Origin of the sequence: Hydrogenophaga sp. PML113, assembly GCF_001777155.1 — a bacterium.
GTDB classification, from domain to species: domain Bacteria; phylum Pseudomonadota; class Gammaproteobacteria; order Burkholderiales; family Burkholderiaceae_C; genus Hydrogenophaga; species Hydrogenophaga borbori.
Genome location: NZ_MIYM01000008.1, coordinates 42,344 through 57,118, shown reverse-complemented (window position 1 = coordinate 57,118; position 14,775 = coordinate 42,344). Strand labels below are relative to the sequence as shown.

At 72.6% G+C, this 14,775-nt stretch carries 14 protein-coding genes; 6 read left to right on the top strand and 8 right to left on the bottom strand.

Annotated elements, in window-relative coordinates; genetic code table 11:
• Positions 1-78: 78 nt before the first annotated feature.
• A complete protein-coding gene (locus BHU06_RS15805; protein WP_070400171.1) occupies positions 79-1,305 on the bottom strand; it encodes a response regulator in 1,227 nt (408 codons plus the stop codon).
• Between the two features lie 161 nt (positions 1,306-1,466).
• Between BHU06_RS15805 and BHU06_RS15800 the strand changes: the two genes are divergently transcribed.
• Entirely contained in the window at positions 1,467-1,952 is a 486-nt protein-coding gene (locus tag BHU06_RS15800; protein WP_070400170.1) for a glutathione peroxidase, read from the top strand.
• Positions 1,953-1,991: 39 nt separating this feature from the next.
• Here BHU06_RS15800 and BHU06_RS15795 read toward each other — a convergent pair whose 3' ends face one another.
• Positions 1,992-3,521, bottom strand: coding sequence for a hypothetical protein (locus BHU06_RS15795; protein WP_139147086.1), 1,530 nt, complete (start codon positions 3,519-3,521; stop codon positions 1,992-1,994).
• Positions 3,522-3,756: 235 nt separating this feature from the next.
• Here BHU06_RS15795 and BHU06_RS15790 point away from each other — a divergent pair, with 235 nt between their 5' ends.
• Positions 3,757-4,185, top strand: a complete 429-nt coding sequence (locus BHU06_RS15790) for a CesT family type III secretion system chaperone (RefSeq protein WP_070400168.1) — start codon at positions 3,757-3,759, stop codon at positions 4,183-4,185.
• 32 nt (positions 4,186-4,217) lie between these two features.
• Here the strand turns inward: BHU06_RS15790 and BHU06_RS15785 are convergent, their stop codons facing one another.
• The 6 genes from BHU06_RS15785 to BHU06_RS15760 all read right to left on the bottom strand — a co-directional run bounded on the left by BHU06_RS15785 (position 4,218) and on the right by BHU06_RS15760 (position 9,667).
• Positions 4,218-5,009: a hypothetical protein gene (locus tag BHU06_RS15785; protein ID WP_070400167.1), complete on the bottom strand. Its 792-nt coding sequence runs from the start codon at positions 5,007-5,009 to the stop codon at positions 4,218-4,220.
• A gap of 167 nt (positions 5,010-5,176) precedes the next feature.
• Positions 5,177-5,929 (bottom strand): LrgB family protein, encoded by a 753-nt coding sequence (locus BHU06_RS15780; RefSeq protein ID WP_070400166.1) that lies wholly within the window; start codon positions 5,927-5,929, stop codon positions 5,177-5,179.
• Entirely contained in the window at positions 5,926-6,297 is a 372-nt protein-coding gene (locus BHU06_RS15775) for a CidA/LrgA family protein (protein ID WP_239478226.1), read from the bottom strand. The genes BHU06_RS15780 and BHU06_RS15775 overlap by 4 nt, the downstream gene beginning before the upstream one ends.
• A gap of 21 nt (positions 6,298-6,318) precedes the next feature.
• A complete protein-coding gene (glcF, locus tag BHU06_RS15770; protein ID WP_070400165.1) occupies positions 6,319-7,551 on the bottom strand; it encodes a glycolate oxidase subunit GlcF in 1,233 nt (410 codons plus the stop codon).
• 84 nt (positions 7,552-7,635) lie between these two features.
• Positions 7,636-8,802, bottom strand: coding sequence for a glycolate oxidase subunit GlcE (glcE, locus tag BHU06_RS15765; protein ID WP_083293267.1), 1,167 nt, complete (start codon positions 8,800-8,802; stop codon positions 7,636-7,638).
• 76 nt (positions 8,803-8,878) lie between these two features.
• Positions 8,879-9,667 (bottom strand): IclR family transcriptional regulator, encoded by a 789-nt coding sequence (locus BHU06_RS15760; RefSeq protein WP_070400164.1) that lies wholly within the window; start codon positions 9,665-9,667, stop codon positions 8,879-8,881.
• Positions 9,668-9,788: 121 nt separating this feature from the next.
• Between BHU06_RS15760 and BHU06_RS15755 the strand changes: the two genes are divergently transcribed.
• Genes BHU06_RS15755 through BHU06_RS15740 form a run of 4 tightly spaced genes read left to right on the top strand, consistent with a single transcriptional unit; the run spans position 9,789 to position 14,758 of the window.
• Positions 9,789-11,210 carry an FAD-dependent oxidoreductase gene (locus tag BHU06_RS15755; RefSeq protein ID WP_175442871.1) on the top strand — a complete coding sequence of 474 codons (1,422 nt, stop codon included), beginning with the start codon at positions 9,789-9,791 and terminating at the stop codon, positions 11,208-11,210.
• Between the two features lie 37 nt (positions 11,211-11,247).
• The gene (locus tag BHU06_RS15750; RefSeq protein WP_070400162.1) at positions 11,248-12,213 is read left to right on the top strand and encodes a tripartite tricarboxylate transporter substrate binding protein; all 966 of its coding nucleotides are present in this window, start codon (positions 11,248-11,250) and stop codon (positions 12,211-12,213) included.
• 44 nt (positions 12,214-12,257) lie between these two features.
• Positions 12,258-13,271, top strand: a complete 1,014-nt coding sequence (locus BHU06_RS15745) for a tripartite tricarboxylate transporter substrate binding protein (protein ID WP_175442870.1) — start codon at positions 12,258-12,260, stop codon at positions 13,269-13,271.
• Positions 13,271-14,758 carry a M81 family metallopeptidase gene (locus BHU06_RS15740; RefSeq protein ID WP_070400161.1) on the top strand — a complete coding sequence of 496 codons (1,488 nt, stop codon included), beginning with the start codon at positions 13,271-13,273 and terminating at the stop codon, positions 14,756-14,758. Before BHU06_RS15745 ends, BHU06_RS15740 begins: the two co-directional genes overlap by 1 nt.
• Positions 14,759-14,775: the final 17 nt, after the last annotated feature.

The following is a 14,775-nucleotide window of genomic DNA, read 5'->3' as shown; positions in this document are numbered from 1 at the left end:
AAGGGGGCAATGCCTACGGCCCGGCAAAGCCGGTTCCGTGGCATTTCTGGCTTGGGTCACGCCACACGTTGCAAGTGTTCAGAAATTGCCCACGTTGGTGGGCGCGAAGCCGTTGAGGCTGACCAGGCGGTGCTGCGCGAGCACTTTGTACAGGTCGGCCTCGCTCACCGAGCGCGAGAGGTAGGCGTCGGCGCCAGCCAGTCCGGCCTTCATGCGCTCCATGCTGCCCGCGCTGGGCGCGAACAGGATCACCGTGGCCGCGCCCTTGGGCCCTTTGGCCTGCTTGGCCCAGCGGCAGACCTGGAAGGCGTCGGGCTCGCCGCCGAGGCGGTCGATGACCACCAGACGGTAGGGGTGCGCCTTGAGCATGGCCTGGGCCTGCGCGGGCTCGCGGCACCAGTCCACGCTCAGCTCGTACTTGCGCAGGCGCTTGAGCAGGATGCGGCCCTCCACCAGGCTCTGCCCCACCAGCAGGGCGTCGCCGCGCGCCACCTCGGGCACGGAGGCGTCGCCCTGGCGCAGCCGCGAGGGCAGGCGCGAGCGCGGCGAACGCGGCGCGGGCGGCGCGACATTGAGCAGGTCTTCCAGGTCGGCGTAGTCGGTGACACCGCGCAGGGGAATGCTGACGGTGCCGGCGCGCGGCGCGGCCGGGGCTGGGGCCGGCGCGGCGGGCGGGACCGGGGACGCGGCGGGCGATGGCGCGGCGCTGGCCGGCGGCGCACCCCGGGCGCCCGCGGCCGCCTCGCCGGCCATGTCGGCCGCGCGAGCGATCATGGACATGACCTCCTCACGCGTCATGGGCCGCGTGGGGGGGAACTCGGTCTCGGGCGAGCGGCGCCGGGCGCGGGCCGAGGGCGGCAGCGGCGCGATCGGCTGCGGCCTGCCGCTGGCCAGGCGCATGCTGGCCTGCAGGCCGTGCAGCTGGGAAGCCTTGAAGGGTTCGGTGGCCGCGAAGCCCGGCGCCAACGGCGCCGCCGAGGCCGCCGCCCGGGCGGTGCGCAGGCCCACCAGCGCGTCGAGCGAGCCCAGCAGCGAGACCAGGCGCACCGGCTTGCGCTCCACCGGCCAGCCGGTGCCGCCGTCGTGGGCGCCGATGAGCAGCACACGCCCCGGCAGCGAGGCGCCGCGCACCAGCGCCACGGCCTGCGCGTTGTCGGCGTTGACGAGCAGCAGCTGCGCGTCGAGCACCTCTTCCTGCACCCGGTAGGCGGGGGGCCGCCGCGCGGCGAGCCGGAAGAACGATTCGAATGTGGCGCTTTCGTGCTGGGCAAAGCCCACCAGCGCCACCGTGTAGGCAGCCTCCATTACCCGCTCCACGTGGTTCGACACTTTTTGAAACCGTTTGTCGGACGGCGCAGTATGGCGTGCCGCCTGGGTTTTGGGTACGGCATGCGGCGCCGCTGGTGCCGCCATGTGAAGATTCTGTCGCGCGCCGGACACCGCGCGCCCACCCAAGGAGCCCCTTCATGCCCAGCGTCTACGACTTCGAAGCCCTGTCCATCACCGGCCAGCCCGTGCCCCTGAGCCACTACAAGGGCCAGGTGATGCTCATCGTCAACACCGCCAGCGCCTGCGGCTTCACGCCGCAGTTCGCGGGGCTGGAAGCGCTGCACAAGGCCTACGGCCCGCGCGGCCTGGCGGTGCTGGGCTTCCCCTGCAACCAGTTCGGCTCGCAAGACCCGGGCAGCAACGAGGAGATCGCCGGCTTCTGCCAGCTCAACTACGGCGTGAGCTTCCCCATGATGGCCAAGATCGACGTCAACGGCGCCGAGGCCCACCCCCTGTACCGCTGGCTCACGGCCGAGGCGCCGGGGCTGCTGGGCAGCAAGGCCATCAAGTGGAACTTCACCAAGTTCCTGGTCGGCAAGGACGGCCAGGTGCTCAAGCGCTACGCGCCGCAGGACGCGCCCGCCAAGCTCGCCAGCGATATCGAGGCGGCGCTGGCGGCTTGACCGGTCGCCAACCACGGGCCTTGCAGGTCCGCCAGACCCTCAGGAGAGGGGCGTCGGCGCGATCGCCTGCGCAGGAGCGCCGCGCTTGCGCCACTCACCGATGGTGAAGGGGTCGGCCGGGGCGCTGTCCCCGTCGGCACCGTACGCACGGGCCCAGGCCTGGCCGATGGCGACTTCGCACAGCTGGCGTGCCGCGGCCCGGTTGGGGGCATCGCCTGGGATGAAGCGCTGAGCGCGCTCGTCCTTGGTTTCGCGCGTGATGAAGCGATCCGGCGCGTTGAACCGATCGACATCGGTTTGCGTGATCCAGCCCGCGTCGTGCAGCTGAAACATCGCGTTGCTGGCCAAGCGCTGAAGCGTTTCGGCGTCCAGCGATGTCTTCGCGCCTTCGGGCACCTCGCCACCCAGCACCGTGCCGTAGGCCGCCCAGGCCTTGTCCACCTGTGCCAGCTTCTCTTCCCGGGTGCGCTTCACGGGCTCCTTGACCGGTGGCGTTGTGGACCGAACCGCGGCCTTGGGCGAACCATTCTCGAGATCGTCGAGAGTCGCCACGGCCGGCACCGATGCCTCGACAGGCGCGGCTTGCGTCGAGCCCGCCCCGTCCTGGGTGGGCGCGTCGGGCGCGCGGTCCGGCTCACCACCGAACAGGCGGTCCGCGAAGAAGCCCTGGAGCTGTTGAAGCGCCTGCTTGGCGCCGTGTTCAATGTCCTTCAGCAGCGTGGCACCCGCGTCGGGCGCCGCCTCCACGGGCGCTTGGTCCGGCGCCGCGGGATGGGCCTGCGCCCATGCCGCCAGCGCGTCCGGACCAATGGGCCGCTGTTCGCCGTGCTGACCCCAACGGCCTTCCATGAAGCGCCGCCACGCCTCGCCAATGGTGGCCTCGCACAGCCGGCGCACGGGGTCCGCCTCGCCGCCGAGCGGAGAAAAGCGCTTGCCGCGATCGGCGGCCGACTCGGTCGAAAAGCCGTCGCCCGCCCCCGCAAACCGCGCGAAGTCGCTCTCCGAAAGGCCCTTGTCGTCCCGCAAGCGGCGCAGGGCCATCAAGGCCACGCGATCGAACTCGCTGCCATCGAACGACTCGCGCTTGTCGCCCCTAAGCACCTGGTCATAGGTCTTCAGCGCGGCATCCACCCGCTCGATGGCTTGGGCTTGCGCGGGGACCTGGGCGGCATCGTTTGGCGTGGCGAGCGGGGCGGCTGGGGCCGGGGCGCCGGCTCGCGCCCCGGCCAGTTGAAGCTTGACGTCGCCTCGAGACCCGGTCATGGCACCGGCCTTGACCCAGGCGTCAGTCCGGGCGTCAGTCCGCGCCTCAGGCGCCGCCGGATTCCTGGCGGCACGGCGCTCGTTCTCGCGCTGTGTCTTGCGGCTGTCATCGATCCAGCGCACGGGTTTGGACGGGTCGCCCCGCAAGACCTGCTTCTTCAGGTTGGGCAGGAACAGTGCCGCGGCCTTGACGCCGCGCGTGACCTGCTGCGCACCATCTTTGGCCGCGCGGCTCAGCGCGCCAGCGGTCGAAAGCTCTTTCCAGGTCTTGTGGGGGTTTTGAAGTTTGAGAGGAGAAAAGCCCATGGCGAGGAACGGCGAGGAAGAAGGGGCATCCCGATCACGGGACGGCGGCCAGTCGGAAAACCCAACTCGCGGCCTGAGTAGCGGCGCCCCTCGTGATCGTTCCTTGACCATCTACCCGGCCTAGTCGCTAGGACGCCCATCCCTTTGGCAGATGGCCGGGCAAGCCGCTGGCGACCAGAATCCCCGCTCCGGCCCGGTCACCGCCCCGGGCGCCCGTCCGAGGAAAGGCCGACCCATGACCCCCGACCAATTCCAGGAGTTGTGCCGCGGCACGGCACGCGCCCTGGGCCTGCGCGACCCCAACGCCCTGTTCACCGGTGGCGAGGTGGTCCTCGACGGCGTGAAGGTCGGGGCCTTCCACGAGGAAGAACACGACCCCGAGGGCGTCTTCTGCTACGCCGACCTGGGCCCGATCGGCACCCAAGCCAACCCGGTGGAGCTGCTGGAGGAGGTGCTGGCCATCAACCTCTCGCTCGACGGCGAGCGCGGCGAGGTGATTGGCCTGGAACGCGACAGCCGGCACCTGGTGCTGCGCGTGCGCCTGAGGGAAGACCAGGAGCCCTTGCACGAAGGCCGCCTGGCCGAGGAGCTGCGGCGCTGCGCGGCGCAGGCGAACGCGCTGTACGACAACGCCCTGTCCGGGGTCGAACGGCCGGTGGCCTAGGCCAAGGCCTTGGGGCCGCGGCCGGTCGGCCTTTATTGAGATCCGGAGGGGCTGCCGCTGGAACTCTCGATCGACGCCCGATCGGCGTCGTCCAACAGGAAGTCGCCCTGTTCGTTCTTCGGGTAGTCGACCTGCTCCAGCACCTCGGCGGACACCAGCCCGGCGGCCAGGTATTCCCATGCGATGGCGGCCCGGCATTGGGCGGCGGCCTCGGGCTTGAGCGTCAGAGGCGACAGCCGCGACTCGGCAAAGCGCGCGTTGGCCCCATCGGCGCGGTAGAGACCCGGGCGCCCATCCACCGTGACCTGGTCGCAGTCGTCCGGCGAAATGACGCCCCTGTCCACCATCTCTTGCAGGCCTTTGACGACGCAGCGGTTCAGGTCGTCGCTCGAATACCCGCACTCGGCGGGCCTCGCCGCCAGCGCCGCGCCCATATGCTCGAACACCTTGAGCAGGGCATCGAACCGCTGCTGCTGCAGCGTCCGATTGGCCCAGGCGATGTCGCGGTCGTCGCGGGCCGCCACCCGGTCGGCGTGGGCCTTGTGGTCCTTGTAGTGGCGGTCCATGCCGCGGTAGCGTTCCCGCTCGTACTTGCGCTGGTCGTGCAGGGATTTGATCCACGGCGTACGGCTGTTCAGGTTGAACACCTGCTGCACCAGCTTCACCACCGCCACGCCAGCGTTGCCCACGACGACGGCACCCACGAAGTGGCCGGCATCCCCCACCTTGCGCAGCGCCGCCTGGGCCTTGGCGTCCTTTTGCAGTTGCTTGGTGTATCTGACGTCCAGATTCGGCTGGGCAGGGCGTTTGTTGTGCGGGACCATGGCGAAGGCTCCTGGCGGTGCGTTGGGGTTTGAAAGCAGGCGGAAAGCCTGCTACGTGGCAGGCGCCCGGCCCGCCGTTCCCCTGGCATCCGAAGGAAGGATGAACGCCGATCGACCAGCACCGCGCGCTGCGCGCGCCCGAGCAGGCCGCCCGCGACCGCGACCGCTCAGGCGCCGCGCGACAGCCAGCCCAGCAGCGCCGCCGCCAGCGAGGGCAGCACCAGCGCGTTGAGCAGCGCGCTCAGGCCCATGGCCAGCCCGGCGAAGGCGCCGGCCTCCTCGCCCTCCTGAAACGCGCGCGCCGTGCCGATGCCGTGCGCGATGGTGCCCAGCGCGAAGCCGCGCGCCGCCGGCTCGTGGAGGCGCAGGGCATCGAACAGGAAGCGCCCGCCCACCGCCCCCAGCACGCCCGTGGCCATCACCAGCACGGCGGTGAGGGAGGGCAGGCCGCCGATCTTTTCCGAGATGCCCATGGCCACCGGCATGGTGACCGACTTGGGCGCGAGCGAGGCCATGGTGGCGGGCGAAGCGCCCAGCGCCCAGGCCACCACGATGGCCGTGGCGGCGGCGGCCAGCGCGCCGGCCACCAGCGCCGCCAGCAGCGGCAGTGCCAGGCGGCGCAGCCGGTGCAGCTGCTCGAACAGCGGCACCGCCAGCGCCACCGTGACCGGGCCGAGCAGAAAGTGCACGAACTGCGCGCCCTCGAAATAGGTGGCGTAGGGCGTGCCCGTGGCCCACAGCAGCGTGGCCAGCACCAGCACCGTGGGCGGCACCGGGTTGGCCAGGGGGTGAAAGCCGCTGCGCCGGTAGAGCACGAAGGCGGCGTGGTAAACGAGCAGCGTGAGCGTGAGGCCCAGCAGCGGCGTGGCCGCCAGGTAGACCCAGATGTCGATCAGGCGGCGCGGGGCCTCGGGATTCACCGCGGCCCCTGCGAACGGCGCGTTTGCCAACGCATGAGCCACACCATGGTGCAGGCCGAGACGGCCAGGCCCACCAGCGTGCTCACCACCAGCGCCACCCCGATGGCCAGGGCCTCGTCGCCCAGCCGCTGCAGGTGCTGCATCACCCCCACGCCGGCGGGCACGAACAGCAGCGACAGGTGCTGCAGCAGGCCCTGGGCGGTGGGCTTGATGGCGTCCAGCCAGGCCGGGCGCAGCGCCAGCGCGGCCAGCAGCAGGGCCAGGCCCACCACCGGCCCCGGCACGGGCGCGCCCGTGAGCAGCACGGCCACCTCGCCGAACAGCTGGAACAGCAGCAGGGTGGCGAGCGCGGGAATCATGCCGGCCATGGCGGGTTTGCTGGCACCTTCTCAGGCCTGCAGCGCCTCGTCGAGCAGTTCGACCCAGTGCCGCACGGGCGTGGCCGTGCCGCTCTGCAGGTGGGTGATGCAGCCGATGTTGGCGCTGGCGATGACAGCGGGCTGGAGCTCGCCCAGGTGGCCGAGCTTGCGGTCACGCAGCTCGTGGGCGATCTGCGGCTCCAGCACCGAGTAGGTGCCGGCCGAGCCGCAGCACAGGTGCGCCTCGTTGCGCGCGAGTTGCACGGTGAAGCCGAGCTCGCCCAGACCGCGCTCCACCCCGCCGCGCAGCTGCTGGCCGTGTTGCTGGGTGCAGGGCGGGTGGTAGGCCACCACCCGCTGCGGATCGGGCCGGCGCGCCAGCTTCGGCTTCAGCGCGGGCACCAGGTCCGGCAGCAGCTCGGACAGGTCGCGCGTGAGCGCGCTGATGCGCGCGGCCTTGTCGGCGTAGGCGGGGTCGCCGCGCAGCAGGTGGCCGTAGTCCTTCACCATCACGCCGCAGCCCGAGGCGTTCATCACCAGGGCCTCGGCGCCCTGCTGCACGAAGGGCCACCAGGCGTCGATGTTGGCGCGCATCTGCGCCAGGCCGCCGCCGTGGTCGTTGAGGTGGAACTTCACCGCGCCGCAGCAGCCGGCCTCGGGCGCCACCAGGGCCTGGATGCCGGCGGCGTCCAGCACGCGCGCGGTGGCGGCGTTGATGTTGGGCGACATCGACGGCTGCACGCAGCCCGCGAGCATCAGCACCTTGCGCGGGTGCGCGCGCGTGGGCCACGCGCCGGCGGGGCGCGGCTCGGGCACCTTGGCCTGCAGCGCGCCGGGCAGCAGGCCGCGCACCGCCTGGCCCAGCTTCATGGCCGGGCCGAACAGCGGCGAGCACAGGCCCTCCTTGAGCAGCCAACGCACGGCGCGCTCGCCCGTGGGGCGCGGCACCTTTTCCTCGACCACGGCGCGGCCGATGTCGACCAGGTGGCCGTACTGCACGCCGCTGGGGCAGGTGCTTTCGCAGTTGCGGCAGGTGAGGCAGCGGTCCAGGTGCCGCTGCGTCTTGCGCGTGGGCGTGGCGCCTTCGAGCACCTGCTTGATGAGGTAGATGCGCCCGCGCGGGCCGTCCAGCTCGTCGCCGAGCAGCTGGTAGGTGGGGCAGGTGGCCGTGCAGAAGCCGCAGTGCACGCACTTGCGCAGGATGGCCTCGGCCTCGCGGCCGCGCGCGGTGCCCTGGAACTCGGGGGCGAGCTGGGTCTGCATGTCAGGCCTCCCGCTGGGCCGCCCCGAGGGAGGCCTGCGCCTCCTTGGGGGGCAGCGACGACACGAAGTGCGGAGGGTGGGGGCTCATATCAGGGTCGGGGCCTGGAAGATGCCGTGCGGGTCGAAGGCCTCGCGCAGGCGGCGCATCACGGCCTGCAGCGCGGGGCTGGGCGTGTCCGCGCGCGCCACGCCGCCGTCCCCCGAGGCCGGGGCGCGGAACAGCTGCGCGTGGCCGCCGGCCGCGCGCGCGGCGGCACGGATCTCATCGGCGGCCGCCACCGGCGCCCACAGCCAGCGCTGGGCGCCCTGCCATTCGATGAGCTGCGGCCAGGCGGCCAGCAGCGGCGCGGCGGTCTGCGGCACGCTGATCCGCCACAGGCCATGGTCGGCCGAGGGCGCGTTGGTGAAGAAGGGCAGGCGCTGGTCGCGGCAGGCGGTCCAGTCGGCGCCAGCGGGGGGGTTGTCCAGGCGCTGGCCCGGCGCTTCGGCGAGCAGGCGCTCGCACGCGGCCTCGACCGCCGCGGCGGCGCCGCGCAGGCGCAGGAACAGGCGATCGCCCCCGTCGGCCTCGCGTTGCCAGCGCGAGGCGTTGAGCGGCAGCGGCTGCCCGCCCCAGCGGTGCAAGCGCTCCAGCGCGTTGGACTGGTCGACGCCGAAGGTCAGCGTGGCCTCGGCCGGCGCCACCGGCAGCACCTTCAGGCTGAGTTCGGTGATCACGCCGAGCGCGCCCCAGCTGCCCGCGAGCGCGCGGCTCACGTCGTAGCCGGCCACGTTCTTCATGACCTGCCCGCCGAAAGTGAGCAGCTCGCCGCGCCCATTGATGAGGCGCGCGCCAAGCACGTAGTCGCGCGCGCCGCCGACGCTGGCGCGCGCCGGGCCGGCCAGGCCGCTGGCCACCGCGCCGCCCACGGTGCCGCCGGCGCCGAAACGCGGCGGCTCGAACGGCAGGCACTGGCCGTGCTCGGCCAGCGCGGCCTCCAGCTCGGCCAGGGGCGTGCCGGCGCGCACGGTGACCACCAGCTCGCTGGGCTCGTGGCTCAGGATGCCGCTGTGGACGCGCACGTCGAGCGCGGCGCCCGCGGCCGGCGCGTGCACAAAGGCCTTGCTGCCGCCGCCGGCGATGCGCAGCGGCGCGCGCGCGGCCACGGCGGCGCGCACCTGGTCGATGAGGGCGGATGGGTGGTCGCTGGCCGGCACGAAGCCCTGCCCGGGGGCAGCGGCGGGGGCCAGCGCGTCGTGGGGCGCGGACATAGTGGCGGCGATGGTAGCGGCCACTCACCGCGCGGGCCTTGAATTTTTTGCACGCGCGGCTGCAATCCGGGCAGGGTCAGCCCGGGTAGCGCAGCGTCCCGAGTTGGGCCTCGATGGCCTCGGCCTGGCGGCGCAGCTGCGCCAGCAGGCGGGTCTGGCGCGGCATGAGGTCGGTGCCGGTAGCGGCCAGGCTCAGCGAGGCAACCGGGGCGCCACCCGGCGCGCGGATCACCACCCCGATGGCGGCGATGCCCGGGATGATGTCTTCCTGGTTGAAGCCGTAGCCCAGACGGCGCGAGCGCTGCACCATGCGGCGCACGGCGGTCTGGCGCGCCTCGCCCCGGCGCACGATGGCCTGCAGGTTGAGCGCTTCCAGGCGCGCCTGCTCCGCGCGCGGCAGCGCGATCAGCATGGCCACCCCGCCGGCCGACAGGCTTAGCGGTCGGCGCGTGCCCACGTCCACCGTGTAGGCCTTGAGCGCCTTGCGGCCGTCGAAGCGCGCGACGCAGACCGATTCGGCGCCGCTGCGCACGTTGAGGAACACGATGTCGCGCGTCTCGGCCGCGAGCCGCGCCAGTGCGGACGCGGCCAGGCGCTCGATGGCGAAGTGCGGCGCGGCGGCCACGCCCAGTTCGTAGGCCAGCGGACCGATCGCATAGCGCCGCGTGCCCGGCACGCGCACGGCCAAGCCCTCGTCGAGCAGGCAGCCCAGCATGCGGTGCACGGTGGAATGCTCCAGCGCGGCCTCCTGCGCGAGGTCGCTCAGGCGCCAGCCGGTGGCCGTGCGCATGGACAGCAGGCGCAGCAGGCCGATCGCGCGGTGAAGACTGCGCGCGCCATCGGTGGTGGAAGGGGCTCGGGACATTTTGTCCACTATACGGAAAAACCGCGCCGATCCATGCCCACAAGACGACGGGGCCCCGGAATAATTTTTCCAGGCCCGATCACCTGAGCGGGACGCAGATGGAGCAAGGCAGACGATGACGATGAACGAAGACTTCGCCGCCGCACGGCAGGTGATGGAGAGCGACGTGGTGGTGCTGGGCGCGGGCGCGGCAGGCGTGGCGGCCGCGCTGGCGGCCGCGCGCGCCGGGGCGCGCACCACGCTGGTGGAGGCCGGCGCCCTGCCCGGGGGCGAGCTGGTCAGTGGCATGGCCATCGACGGCGCGCTGAACGCGCGCGGCGAGTGGATCCTGGGCGGCACGGGCCGCGAGCTGCTGGCCGAGTGCGAGCGGCTCGGCGGCTACATCGGCCCCCTCAACGACTGGCGGCTGATCTGGTACGTGTGCCTGGACCCTGAGGTGATGAAGCTCGCGGTGGCGCGCTGCCTGGCGCGCGCCGGGGTGCGCCTGCTGCTGCACACCTGCGCCACCGGCGTGCTGCGCGACGGCGCCACGGTGCGCGCGCTGCAGGTGCGCAACAAGGAAGGCATCACCGAGCTGCGCGCGCCGCTGTTCATCGACTGCTCGGGCGACGCCGACATCGTGCGCGCGGTCGGTGGTCAGGTGCTGCAAGGCGGCACCGACGGCGAGCTGCAACCGGTCTCGCTGATGTTCCGCATGGCCGGCGTGCGCACACAGGCGCTGCTCGATTTCCTCCACGCGCACCCGGAGCACTTCGCGCTCGGCGAGAGCGAGGCGATCCGCCAGGGCCGCACCGACCGCGAGCTGGCCGAGGCAGCGCGCCAGCAAGGCGAGCCCACGGTGTTCCTCAAGGGCGACGGCCCGCTGGTGACTGGCGCCATCGCGCGCGGCGAGCTCTACCCCACCGCGCTGATCATGATCCAGCCCACCTCGCGTCAGCGCGGCGAGGTGTGCCTGAACACCACCCGCGTCGGTGGCATCGACGGCACGCGCACGCAGGCGCTGAGCGCGACGCTGGCCACGCTGTCCGATCAGGTGCTTCAGTGCGCGTCCTTCATGCAGCGCCACGTGCCGGGCTTCGAGCAGGCCGCCTACAGCGGCATCGCCACCCGCGTGGGCGTGCGCGAGACGCGCCGCATCGTCGGCCGCGAGAGCCTGTCGCAGGACGACGTGCTGGGCGCGCGCAAGCGCGAGGACGGCATCGCCAAGGGCTCGCACCACGTGGACATCCACCAGTCGGGCACGGGGCAAATCCGCATCCCCGTTCAGGACGGCGGATCCTACGACATCCCCTGGGACTGCCTGCTGCCCCAGGGCGTGCCCAACGTCGTGGCCGCGGGCCGCATCCTGTCGGCCGATCGCGGCGCCCACGGATCCGCGCGCGTGATGGGTCCCTGCCTGGCGATGGGCCAGGCAGCCGGCACCGCAGCGGCCATGCTGCTGGACAGCGGCCCTCGCGGCGACGCCGATTTCGCCACCATCCCCGTGCAGGCCCTGCGTGAGCGGCTGCGCGCGGACGGCGCGATCCTGGACGGGACGCACTGATCCTGGCCACCCACCCCACGGAGCACGAGGAGACACCATGCACAAGACCATTGCCGCCCTGGCGCTCGCCGCCGCCAGCCTCACCGCCGCCGCACAAGGCAGCACCGACTACCCCAACGCACCGGTGCGCATCGTGGTGCCCTTCCAGGCCGGCGGGCTCACCGACATCCTGGCGCGCGCCATCGCACAGCACGCCGCGCAGCGCCTGGGCCAGCCCTTCGTGGTGGAGAACAAGCCCGGCGCCAGCGGCAACATCGGCGCCGACGCCGTGGCCAAGAGCAAGCCCGACGGCCACACCCTGCTGATGGGCTCGATCGGTACCAACGCCGTCAACGCGCACCTGTTCTCGCGCATGCCCTACGACACGCTGAAGGACTTCGCGCCCATCAGCCTGGTGGCCAGCGGCACGCTGATGCTGGTTACCCACTCGTCGGTGCCGGTGACCGACATGCGCTCCCTGCTGGCCTACGCGCGCACCCACCCGGGCAAGCTCACCTACGCCTCGGGCGGCGCAGGAGCTTCGCAGCACCTGGCGGGCGAACTGCTCAAGACCATGGCGAAGATCGACATCGTGCACGTGCCGTACAAGGGTGTGGTGCAGGGCGTGACCGACGTGGTGGCCGGCCAGGTGGACATGACCTTCGACCTGGCCACGGTGGAGCCGCACATCCGCGCCGGCAAGCTGCGGCCCATCGCGGTGGCCAATGCGAAGCGCTCCACCGCCTTTCCCGAGGTGCCCACCATCGCCGAGGCCGGCGTGCCGGGCTACGAGGTCAGCGCCTGGTACGGCCTGTTTGCGCCAGTCGGCACGCCGCCGGCCATCGTCAAGCGCCTGCAAGGCGAGGTGGTGAGCGCGCTCAAGGACCCGGCCTTGCTGGAGCGCCTGGCCAAGCTGGGCGCCGAACCTGCCGGGAGCACACCCGAGGATCTGCAGCGCTTCGTGCGCAGCGAGTACGACAAGTGGGGCCAGGTGGTGCGCCTAGCCGGTATCCGGCTGGACTAGGCGCCACCATGGCCGTTCATGACCCCCAAGAAGGAGACCCTGGCATGCCCCAACCCCTAAACCACCCCCTGCGCACCACACGCCGCCACTGGCTGCGCCTCATGGCCGCCGGCGGCAGCGCCCTCGGCCTCGCGGGTCTGGCCCGCGCCCAGGCGGGCTACCCGGCCCGGCCCATCCAGCTGGTGGTGCCCTTCTCGGCAGGCGGCGCCACCGACGTGCTCGCGCGCCACCTCGCGCGCTCGATGGAGCAGTCCCTGCGTCAGCCCGTGGTGGTGGACAACCGCGTGGGCGCGGCCGGCGCCATCGCCGCCACCCACGTGGCGCGCGCGGCCGCGGATGGCCACACCGCGTTGTTCGGCGGCGTGGGCACCAACGCCCTGCTCGAGTACACGCAGCCCGCGCTGCCCTATAGGCCCGCGAGCGATTTCGTCGGCGCGGGCAACTTCTGCTTCGTGGACTTCGTGATGGTGGTTGCCGCCGCCAGCCCCGACCAGGACCTGGCCGGCCTGCTCGCCCGCGCGAAGCAGCGCCCCGGCGAGGTGAGCTATATGTCGGCCGGCCCGCTGGGTACGTTGCACGTGGCGCAGGAGTACCTGTGGAAGCTGGCCGGCGTGTCGCTGAACCACATCCCCTACAAGGGTGAGGCCCATGTGGTGTCCGACCTGGTATCCGGTCGCGTGGACCTGGCGCTGATGACGCTGTCGTTGGCGCGGCAGCTGGCGCAGGAAGGCAGGCTGCGCCAGCTGGCCACGCTGGCGCCCGAGCGGCTGCGCGGCGCGCCCGATCTGCCCACGGTGGCGGAGCTGGGCTTTCCCGGCTTCGCCATGCCCACCTGGAATGGCGTCTTCCTGCCACGCGGCACGCCGGCGGCCAGGGTGGGCACGCTGAACGGCGCCATCAACGCCGCCCTGCGGGACGCCGAGGTGCTGCACAAGGTGGTGGGCATGGGCATCTCGCCAAGCGCTCCCAACACGCCCGAGCAGCACGCGCGCTTCTTGCAGGCCGAGCGCGAGCGCTGGCGAGCCATGGTGGAGCGCAGCGGGGTGAAGACGGGTTGATGCGCTCCGGGCCCCGCATCGCGCTCGGCGGCTTCTCGCACGAGTCCAACGCCTTCGCTTCGGCGCAGGACGTGGGACTGGCGCACTTCCTCGCGCGGCGCGACCGCCCGCCGCTGCTGCTGGGCGATGAGCTGCCCCGCGGCCTGGCCCAGGGCAGCTTTCCCACCACGGGCTTTCTGCGCGCGATCGGCGCCGACGCCCACTTGCGGCCCCTGGCCTGGGCCAGCGGTGGCGCGGGCGGCCTGGTGAGCGACGAGGCCTTCGAGCACATCGCGCAGGCCCTGCTTTCGCGCCTGCGCGCGGTCGGCGCGCTCGACGGACTCTTCCTTGAACTGCACGGCGCCATGGCAACGCCCGCCCTGGACGACCCCGAGGCCGAGCTGCTGCGTCGCGTGCGCGGCGTCGTCGGGGACCAACTGCCCATCGTGGTGACGCTGGACTACCACGCCAACCTTTCACCCGGCTTCGCGCGCCTGATCGATGGCGCCGTGGTGTACCGCACCTACCCGCATGTGGACCGCGTGCAGTGCGGCGAACTCGCCGCCCGGCTGGTGCGGCGGCTTGCGGGCGGCGGTCGAGTGCCCGGCGTGGCCATCGCGCATCCGCCCTTCCTCATCCCGCTCCACGCCCAGTCCACGCTGGCCGAGCCCAGCCGGGGACTCGCCGCGATGTCGCTGGCGGACGCGGGGGACGTCGTCAGCCGCTGCTATGCCGCCGGCTTCCCGCCGGGCGACAGCCACTGGTGTGGCCCGTCGGTGATGGTGCACGCCACCCACCAGGCGGCGGCCGACGCCGCCTGCGAGGCCCTGCACCGCCAGGTGCTCGACGCCCGAGCCGCCTTCGACGCCCGGCTGTTGCCCTGCGACACCGCCGTGCGCCTGGCCTTGCGACATGCGCAGGCGCCGGGACGCGGCCCCGTGGTGCTGGCCGACGTGCAGGACAACCCCGGCGCGGGCGGCAGCGCCGCCTGCACGGGCGTGCTCGCCGAGCTGGTGCGCCAGCAGGCGCCCGACGCGCTGCTGGGCATCCTGTGCGACCCCGAGGCCGCGGCCGCCGCGCACGCCGCTGGCGAGGGCGCCTGCCTCGGCCTGGCGCTGGGGGGCACCCACGGGGTACCGGATCAGCCGGCGTTCGTGGGACGCTTCACCGTGGAGCGCCTGGGCGACGGGCGCTTCACCACCACCGGCCAGGTGGCCGGCGGCAACGCCACCGAGCTCGGCCCGATGGCACTGCTGCGCCTCGGTGGCGCGCGCGTGGTGGTCAGCTCCGTGCGCATGCAGGCCTTCGACCCCGCGCCGTTTCACCACCTGGGCGCCGACCCGGCCGCCGCCGCGCTGTTGGCGCTCAAGAGCACCTGTCACTTCCGCGCCGACTTCGGCGCGATGGCGCGCGAGATCCTGCTGGTGGAGGCGCCCGGCGACGCCGTGGCCAACCCGGCGCGCTATCCCTATCGGCGCCTGCGCGCGGGTGTGCACCGCACCCCATAACACGCTGTCCAGGCGTT

Bases quoted from the DNA above. Each gene is read 5' to 3' on its own strand.
- BHU06_RS15805 (WP_070400171.1), bottom strand. From the start codon at position 1,305: ATGGAGGCTGCCTACACGGTGGCGCTGGTGGGCTTTGCCCAGCACGAA.
- BHU06_RS15800 (WP_070400170.1), top strand. From the start codon at position 1,467: ATGCCCAGCGTCTACGACTTCGAAGCCCTGTCCATCACCGGCCAGCCC.
- BHU06_RS15795 (WP_139147086.1), bottom strand. From the start codon at position 3,521: ATGGGCTTTTCTCCTCTCAAACTTCAAAACCCCCACAAGACCTGGAAA.
- BHU06_RS15790 (WP_070400168.1), top strand. From the start codon at position 3,757: ATGACCCCCGACCAATTCCAGGAGTTGTGCCGCGGCACGGCACGCGCC.
- BHU06_RS15785 (WP_070400167.1), bottom strand. From the start codon at position 5,009: ATGGTCCCGCACAACAAACGCCCTGCCCAGCCGAATCTGGACGTCAGA.
- BHU06_RS15775 (WP_239478226.1), bottom strand. From the start codon at position 6,297: ATGGCCGGCATGATTCCCGCGCTCGCCACCCTGCTGCTGTTCCAGCTG.
- glcF (WP_070400165.1), bottom strand. From the start codon at position 7,551: ATGCAGACCCAGCTCGCCCCCGAGTTCCAGGGCACCGCGCGCGGCCGC.
- glcE (WP_083293267.1), bottom strand. From the start codon at position 8,802: ATGTCCGCGCCCCACGACGCGCTGGCCCCCGCCGCTGCCCCCGGGCAG.
- BHU06_RS15760 (WP_070400164.1), bottom strand. From the start codon at position 9,667: ATGTCCCGAGCCCCTTCCACCACCGATGGCGCGCGCAGTCTTCACCGC.
- BHU06_RS15755 (WP_175442871.1), top strand. From the start codon at position 9,789: ATGAACGAAGACTTCGCCGCCGCACGGCAGGTGATGGAGAGCGACGTG.
- BHU06_RS15750 (WP_070400162.1), top strand. From the start codon at position 11,248: ATGCACAAGACCATTGCCGCCCTGGCGCTCGCCGCCGCCAGCCTCACC.
- BHU06_RS15745 (WP_175442870.1), top strand. From the start codon at position 12,258: ATGCCCCAACCCCTAAACCACCCCCTGCGCACCACACGCCGCCACTGG.
- BHU06_RS15740 (WP_070400161.1), top strand. From the start codon at position 13,271: ATGCGCTCCGGGCCCCGCATCGCGCTCGGCGGCTTCTCGCACGAGTCC.